Here is a 5,084-nt window from a genome sequence, read left to right as displayed (position 1 = left end):
GATCATAAACAAATTGTGCTGCCGCTAAATGCCTTGTACCACCGTTTTGCGCGGGGTGGATCACCCGGGTTGAGCAGCCTACTATTGGTTCGGTCACTACGATCTCTTCGATAGGTGAACTTTTTTCTGAGCGGCCTATTTTGGCACCGAAGGCCAGCAACTCGTGTTTATCATATATTAGCGTAGCGCCGTCTATCGAAGTTAATCCGCCTATGGTATCAACCGCGCGGCGCATTTTTTCCTGCCATGAGGTGTGATAACGGTCGATGCCTTCATGAATCATCAGATCGGTAAGGCCTGAAAAGGGAGGATCGACAGGGTAGGAGATCGGGGTGATGATGGATTCGCGCCATTCTTCACTTCCGGAGGGAACAACTAATAATATGCCGCCGCGTTTATGGGCTTGCATGGAGGTAGCCAGTTGAACTAATACGTTTACCGGATCATTCCATAGAGATGGCAAAGTAAAATCAAGCATGGCCGAAAGTACATTAGGACAATCAGAAATGCTGGAGCCGTGCTCGTCAACTACTTTAATATCGTCGCCTTTTAATATGGCTATGTTTACAAATTTGCCAAAGCCCTCTATACGGCGATGTTTGATCACTAATAGTCCGGGTTCAATTACTTCCAGTACAAAACAGTAAGCCGGAATAGCCAGGGTGGTTCCCCAGATGTATAGTTCATCATCTTCTATCCAGATGCCTAAATGGATGCCCGGCTGTTGTACTGCCGAGGCAAATTTAGTCAGGATATTAGGCGCGAGTTTAATTTTGCCACCAAACAACAACGGCTGACCGGCGGCTTCGGGCGGCAAAAAAGCCAGGGTGAATTTTGGTGAAAAGCCTTCTTCCCGGCGCAAGCTTGCCCAAAATGAAATATCGATAAGTGATTCGATAGTGGTACAACTGGGAGTAGGCGCAAGGTCTATCTCATTATTATCGGCAAGTGCTTTGGCGTGAAAATGCCTGAAATGCCTTTCGATAATGGTTGCCACTTTTCCGGCTGCTTTATATGTAGGTCCTGAACTCAAAGTTTTGGTGATGTCTTTCATTTAAATACTTATTTCAAAAGTAAAGCTAAATAAACAGGCTTACAAACAAACGCCTCAATATTGCAATTGGCGGATAATTGGTTTAAATAGCTGAATTTTAAACTTGTTTAAATGGTACATTGTCAGTTGTTTATCATACTTTCATGCAATTATCTGCCTAACGTCAGGTGTTAATGTACGTCAATTTTTTTTCGGATTTATTGTAGCAATTTTGCAGTCGGAAACGATAATGCAATCATGAAACTTCTATCTCACATCATATCACTTACACTGCCGGATACTACACCATTGCAGGTATCAGCGCTTTTAAACTTAGGTTTAACTTATGTACAACGGGGCTTCAACAAGGTTTTCCATAAAGAGCAAAAAATCGAAAACCCTTGTGCACAATTGGAGCCTTGTATGTAAGCAGCATTAAATTAAAGTAACAGGATCTATACATGCAATTTATCCATAAATTTGCGGTATGGATCAGTTATCGGCTGCAGGCAAATCAAAAATGCGGATTGCCAACAGTGTATTCTTCTTCGTTTCGGGCTTCGGTTACTCTTCATGGGCCTCACGTATTCCATCCATAAAACATCAGATTAATTTAAATGAAGCCCAGTTAGGGGTTGTGTTATTTGCTATGCCTGTTGGCCTGATGCTTACCATGCCTTTAACGTCCAAAATGATCAAGCATTTCAGCAGTCGTGTAATGATGCTGATAGGAGCACTGGCCTTCAGTTTGGTGTTGTGCCTTCCCGGCTTTGCGGCGTATATGTGGCAGCTGATCGTAGTTTTGTTCTTTGTTGGTTCAACCCGTAATATTTTAGGTTTATCCATGAACTCTCAGGCTGTGGGGATCCAGTCCCTATATGATAAATCCATCATGGTAACGTTTCATGGCATCTGGAGCCTGGCCGGTTTTGGCGGGGCTGCGGTTGGTTATCTGATGGTATTATTTAATGTAGCGCCTTCCTGGCATTTATTAGGTGTAGGGATAGCTATGTTTATTCTTTCTGCAATATTTTATCCCTCAACATACGATTATCAGCCTGCTGAAACGCCCAACAAATCGGTATTTTCTATGCCTGATAAACATTTGCTTAAATTTTCGTTGATCTGCTTTGCCTCTATGGCCTGTGAAAACACACTATATGATTGGAGCGGCGTTTATTTTGAAAAGGTAGTGCATGCCTCTAAATCATTTGCCGAAGCGGGTTTTGTAGTTTACATGGTTACCATGACCATCGGCCGTTTCGCTGGTGATAGGGTAGTGTCGGCCATCGGCATTAAAAAGGTTTTAACTTACAGCAGTGCACTGGTTTTGGCAGGCCTGTTGGTATCGGTGTTTTTACCATATACTTTAACTGTTTATTTAGGCTACGCTATGATTGGTATGGGGGTATCGTGTATAGTGCCACTGATATTCAGTATGGCGGGTAAATCGAAAACAATGAATAGTAGCCAGGCATTGGCAGCCATATCAACGGTGGGATACCTTGGTTTTGTTATAATACCGCCAATAGTTGGTTTTATTGCCCAGGCTGCCAACCTGCAGATTGCTTTCTTTGTTGTTGCCGCTTTTGCCGCCATGATGATATGGATGGTACGTAAAATTGAGGACGACCCCGCGGTATCATAGATTTGTCAAATAAGTTCATCGATATAACTTCGATTGGGTTTTAGCTTATAATTGTAATATCAAATCAGCCGGTTTGATATTACATCTGCAAAAAATGAGCGCAAACATTACCGAAACTAACGTACAGCCGTCAACCGAGTTATTTATCAAGATGGTGGTTTCAACTTGGGAACTGCAAAATAGCCGCCTAAACGGTTTGCTTGATAAACTGACCGACGAAGCCCTTGCTGCCGAAACGGCTCCCGGCCGAAACAGCGGTGTTTACCTGCTGGGCCACCTTACTGCTGTGAGCGACGGATTGTTTACTTTCTTGGGTTTTGGTGAAAGGCTCTATCCCCAACTTGATGCTATTTTTGTTAAGAACCCTGAAAACTCAGGTTTAGAAAAACCTTCATTGGCTGAGCTTAAACAATATTGGGCTAATGTAAATGAGGTTTTAGCCGAAAGGATGAATGCTATGCAGCCCGAAGATTGGTTTAAGCCACATAGTGCTATTTCTGCGGATGATTTTGCAAAAGAGCCGCACCGTAACAGACTGAATATCCTGATTAATCGTACTATACACCAGGGTTATCATATTGGGCAATTGGTTTACCTGGTAAAAAAATAAGCGTTTACCGACCGGATTTGCCCCTAAAGGTTTAATCCATGACAATTGGATGAAACGTTTTTTACAAAGGGATGGTAAATAATCTCTAAAACCGTTATACTTTTGCTTAACACTGTTAAATGATTTAATAGTGTAATCAAAATGGCAAGTAAAGAACGAATACAGCGCTTAAAAGAGGAAACCAGGGTCAATATCTTGGATGCCGCGCTCCACATAGTTAAGCATGAAGGCTGGCAAGCTTTAAGCATGCGTAAAATTGCTGACGTAATTGAATATACCGCCCCTATTATATATGAATACTTTGCAAATAAGGATGCCATACTAATGGAACTTACCCGCAAAGGTTACTTGATATTAGCCAGGGATATGGAGGTAGCAAAAGAAAACTACCTGCGTCCTGAAGAGCAACTGGAAGCCATGTGGCTTGCATACTGGAATTTTGCTTTTAACAATAAAGAACTTTACCAGGTTATGTTTGGCGTACAGATGAACTGTTGCTGTGAGATGGTAAAAGCAATGCCCGAAGCTCAGCGTTTCACTACTATGATCAGTGAGGCTATTATGCAGGTTATGCATATTGAGGATATCAACGACGAAATGATCTGTACAAAGTATTATACTTTTTGGTCGGTTGTACATGGGCTGGTATCCATCAACTTACTAAGCAGAGGTTTCTCTGACGAAGTTAACCGCCAGGTTTTGAAAGATACCATAGGCGGGATCATCAGGTCGATGAAAGACGCTGTTCTTTTGTGATCTGAAAATAACGCTGTTAAATTATCTTACAGTGTTAAATAATTGTTAAGCACTTTAAAATAAACTCTTAATACAATGGAAAAGCTCACTCACAACCCACACAATCTACTTAACAGTGTTAAACGATTTAACGGTGTTGTAACATCTAATTTATGCAGCTGCTGTAATTAGCGCACATCGTTTCGGTATATCGTCATTAAAAATCGTGGATATCACGATATAAGGCGTTGGAAATTAAATCTTATTATTATAAATTATTGATATACAGCTTGATAGTAAAGCTGGCATTTCAATTGAAAACAATCGGCAATAGTAAAACAATGAAAACAATCAAATCATCATATAACACAAGCCCAACGGCTTATTCTAACCCTATCTATTCACCACTCTTAAAATCATCACTCATGAAAACACTCCTTTTAGCAGCAGTTGCAGCTTTAACATTATATGGATGTTCATCTGCACCGCAGGCTCCAACAGCACCTCCACCGCCGGCCTTACCGGTGGCTTCTATAGTATCAGGTACCGAAACTACTTACCAGGAATATCCTGCTTCAATTGAAGGTGCCGTTAACGTAGAGATCAGGCCACAGGTAAGCGGCACTTTAGATAAAGTATTTGTTGACGAAGGCGCTTTTGTATCTGCCGGTCAGCCAATATTTAAAATTAACGAACAACCATACCGCGCAGCTTTAAATAATGCATTGGCAAGCTTACATGCAGCCGAAGCAGCACATGTAAATGCGCAACTGGAAGTTGAAAAATTAACTCCGCTTGTAGCTAATAAAGTAGTTTCTGACTACCAGCTAAAAACAGCTAAGGCAGCAGCTGATGTAGCGAAAGCCAATATCGAATCGGCTAAAGCTAACGTAGCTACCGCGCAGATCAATTTGGGTTACACCCTAATAAAAGCTCCTGTAAGCGGTTATATCGGTCTGCTTGCTAAGAAACAAGGTAGCCTTGTTGCACCTGCGGATGTTGCTCCACTAACTCAATTATCAGATGTTCATGATGTACACGTTTACTTTTCATTGGGC

Annotated in this window: 6 protein-coding genes; 5 read left to right on the top strand and 1 reads right to left on the bottom strand. The window is 41.7% G+C overall.

The features are described from left to right. A partial coding sequence (locus tag VF500_RS19385) for a putative sensor domain DACNV-containing protein (RefSeq protein ID WP_330861261.1) occupies positions 1 to 1,054 on the bottom strand: 1,054 nt, incomplete at its 3' end. Between the two features lie 237 nt (positions 1,055 to 1,291). Here VF500_RS19385 and VF500_RS19380 point away from each other — a divergent pair. The 5 genes from VF500_RS19380 to VF500_RS19360 form a co-directional block, all read left to right on the top strand. Beyond that, positions 1,292 to 1,462, top strand: a complete 171-nt coding sequence (locus tag VF500_RS19380) for a hypothetical protein (RefSeq protein ID WP_330861260.1) — start codon at positions 1,292 to 1,294, stop codon at positions 1,460 to 1,462. 58 nt (positions 1,463 to 1,520) lie between these two features. Then, entirely contained in the window at positions 1,521 to 2,681 is a 1,161-nt protein-coding gene (locus VF500_RS19375) for an MFS transporter (RefSeq protein ID WP_330861259.1), read from the top strand. Positions 2,682 to 2,775: 94 nt separating this feature from the next. Continuing rightward, positions 2,776 to 3,291 (top strand): DinB family protein, encoded by a 516-nt coding sequence (locus VF500_RS19370; RefSeq protein ID WP_330861258.1) that lies wholly within the window; start codon positions 2,776 to 2,778, stop codon positions 3,289 to 3,291. Positions 3,292 to 3,432: 141 nt separating this feature from the next. After that, positions 3,433 to 4,047, top strand: a complete 615-nt coding sequence (locus VF500_RS19365) for a TetR/AcrR family transcriptional regulator (RefSeq protein WP_330861257.1) — start codon at positions 3,433 to 3,435, stop codon at positions 4,045 to 4,047. 320 nt (positions 4,048 to 4,367) lie between these two features. Then, the coding region (locus VF500_RS19360; RefSeq protein WP_330861256.1) for an efflux RND transporter periplasmic adaptor subunit at positions 4,368 to 5,084 on the top strand (717 nt) is incomplete at its 3' end.

This window comes from Mucilaginibacter sp., assembly GCF_036383575.1.
GTDB lineage: Bacteria > Bacteroidota > Bacteroidia > Sphingobacteriales > Sphingobacteriaceae > Mucilaginibacter.
Note: the sequence above shows the minus strand (reverse complement) of the source record. Positions and strands in the feature narration are given on the sequence as shown.